Source organism: Sulfurimonas sp. (assembly GCF_026991475.1).
Taxonomy (GTDB): Bacteria; Campylobacterota; Campylobacteria; order Campylobacterales; family Sulfurimonadaceae; genus Sulfurimonas.
Map to the genome: position 1 here is coordinate 1 of NZ_JALXBK010000127.1, position 2907 is coordinate 2907.

Sequence of the window (2907 nt, forward strand, 5' to 3'; positions counted from 1 at the left end):
TACTATGAAGCTACAAACGCAATATATGATATGTATGTCGAAGCTGCAGAGTATGTTATAGCAAATAATCTATTTTTTGATTTAGGTATTCCTTTTAACCTTATTGAGATGATTAAAAAATCTTGGGAAAATGATGTACATTGGCATATTTACGGACGATTTGATTTAGCAGGTGGTATTGATGGGCGAGATATTAAGCTCATTGAGTTTAATGCAGATACACCAACTGCCCTTTTTGAGACTGCCCTGCTCCAATGGGGTATATTGAAATCAAACAATATGGATGATGAAAAACAGTTTAACAATGTCTATGAAGCTATCAGTGATAACTTTAAACGCCTTGTGACTCTTTTTGATGATACAAGCAGTTTTGATGCACACTATGATGGTTGGAAAATTCTCTTCTCTTGCGTTGCTGGAAATGATGAAGAAGAAGCCACCACAAGACTACTCCAACAGATGGCAACTGATGCAGGTTTTGTAACACATTTTGAGTATCTTAATAATGTTCAATTTGATGATACAGGGGTTTATGATGCTGAGGGAAATCAGTATGATTACTGGTTTAAACTCTATCCATGGGAAGATATAGCAGTAGATGAGCCAGAACTTGCCACTACACTTTCAAATATTATGCTAAATCAAAAAGCGATAATACTTAATCCTGCATATACACTTCTTTTTCAATCAAAAGGAATGCTTGCTATTCTTTATGAACTTTTTCCAGATTCACCCTATCTTTTACAAACCTCATTTGAACCTTTAAATGGTCTGAAACAGGTAGAAAAGCCAGTTTTTGGGAGAGAAGGTGCAAATACTAAAATCATAAATGCAGATAAATCTGTTACGAGCCAGACAGATGGACCATATGAGAATTATAAAAAGGTATATCAAGAGTATATAGAATTTCCAAAAGATATACATGGAGCAAAATATCAAGCAGGTCTCTTTTTTGCCTATGAAGCTTGTGGTCTCTCTTTTAGAAAAGGTGGAGATATTTTAGATAATATGAGTAAATTTGTCGGGCATATAATTATATAAATTGCCTTTTCTTCTCCTCTAGCCTATCGTACATATCAAGCATATTTAGATAGTCTTGATGTAGAGTAGTGTCGCATAAAAGTAGATCACCATCCAATACTTTTAAAGCCTTAACCACTCTCTCTTGTGTATAAATAGTATATAAAGCCTCTTCATAATCGCTAAACTCCAGTTCAGACTCTTCCATTTTTACTATTTCTACTATGATGTGACCTATAATATCTGTTCCGTATTCAAGTAGTTCAAGAGCTTCTTCCATCTCCCCAAGTGCAAAAAACACCTGTGCTTTAAACTCTCGAAGAGTGAAGTTATTTTCAAATATAACACCAATATATTTTTCCATATTTAGCGACTCTTCCAACTGCTCTATCTCTATCATCACATCCTGTGGATCATAATCTTTGAAGTTAAGCACCATATCACGAACTCTTTTTCCATTGTTTTTATTATTATAAATCAAATCTGACATAGGATAAACTTCTGAGATAGTAGGAACAATAAGCTGACAAGAGTAAAAACCTAAATAGTCATACTCTCGTATATAGCTCTTTTTATCCATGTTCTTTAAAATGTTCATTAAGTATGTATGCTCTTCTTTTGTACTCTTACCATTATAGTTCCAAGGAGCATATTCAAAACTCTTTTTAGCACTTAAAAAGCCAAAGCCAAGTTTTCCATTTGAGTCTATGAAGTGTGACTCTAGATTAAAACTATCCGCAACTAAACTCATATCAAATGTCGGTTTTTCAAAGCTATCAAGATTCTCTAAAGAACGCCCCTGCATAAGCTCCGTCATAGTTCTCTCCAAAGAGACTTCTAAAATGGGGTGTGCCCCAAAAGAGACAAAAAGTGTGCCTTTTTTTGGATTTATAAAAGAGATAGCGGTCACAGGAAACTTTCCACCCAAAGAGGCATCTAGGACTTCTACTATATAACCTAATGCCCTTAGCGATTCTACATCTTTATTGACTCTAGGAAATGATTCTATTAGCTCTTTGGGAAACTTCGGTAAAGCATATCCATTTTTAATAATTTCTATTTTTGCATAGCGTTCAAAAATTTCACTCAATGCTTGAACTTGTGCTTCAAGAGGAGTATTCCCCGTTGCAAGACCATTACTCACATAAAGATTAGCAAGTATATTTATGGGAAAATAGACCTCTTTATTTGTACCTTGTTCTATAAAAGGAAGTGCTACTATTTTGTCTTCATAGTCACTATTAAAATCTACTAGGTCTTCATCACAAAGCTCTCCATCTTCATCATAAATAGCTCGTAACTCTTCATTTAAAAACTTTCCTCCAAACTCAAATGCCACTTCATCAGGATACTGTTTTCTCTGAGGAAGATAGAAGTCTATAAAAAAGTTATTTGTTTGAAGTCTCTCTATATACTCACCCAAAGCACTTACCATAGAAGCTTCTGAAAATATGCCTTTTCCATTTGAATATATATGCCTTGGTGCTTCTTTTGAAGTAAGATTGACAGAGTAGCAATTTTCAAGAGGATTCTTTTCTAAAGAAAACTGAGTTTCACAAGCCATATCGGACAAAGTTTTTTTCATTTTTGTAAGTGATTCTTCCAGAAGTGCATCTTTAGTGAATAGTTTCATTATGTTTATATCCTTTATTTAGAGAATTATATCTCCAAATGCCTTGGATAGCATTAATGATAAGAAATTTAATTATTAAAAAAATGTAAATAGGATTTATTAGTCTATGTTGTAAAAAATAGAGAGTGGCGCGGTGGATGGGGCTCGAACCCACGACCCCCTGCGTGACAGGCAGGTATTCTAACCAACTGAACTACCACCGCACTCTAAAATTATGCTTTTTGCTTTACTCGGCGTTAGAACCTTTCGCTCAA

General features: G+C 34.4%; 2 protein-coding genes and 1 tRNA gene. 1 reads left to right on the plus strand and 2 read right to left on the minus strand.

The features are described from left to right. Nucleotides 1-1041: glutathionylspermidine synthase family protein (locus MV589_RS10810; RefSeq protein WP_297434757.1), on the plus strand; the 1041-nt coding region annotated here is incomplete at its 5' end. Here MV589_RS10810 and MV589_RS10815 read toward each other — a convergent pair. Beyond that, nucleotides 1034-2653: a YcaO N-terminal domain-containing protein gene (locus MV589_RS10815; protein WP_297434759.1), complete on the minus strand. Its 1620-nt coding sequence runs from the start codon at nt 2651-2653 to the stop codon at nt 1034-1036. The two genes, MV589_RS10810 and MV589_RS10815, sit on opposite strands and share 8 nt — an antisense overlap. A 126-nt stretch (nt 2654-2779) precedes the next feature. After that, nucleotides 2780-2856 (minus strand) — tRNA-Asp (locus MV589_RS10820). Between the last annotated feature and the right edge of the window lie 51 nt (nt 2857-2907).

Bases quoted from the DNA above. Each gene is read 5' to 3' on its own strand.
- MV589_RS10815 (WP_297434759.1), bottom strand. From the start codon at position 2,653: ATGAAACTATTCACTAAAGATGCACTTCTGGAAGAATCACTTACAAAA.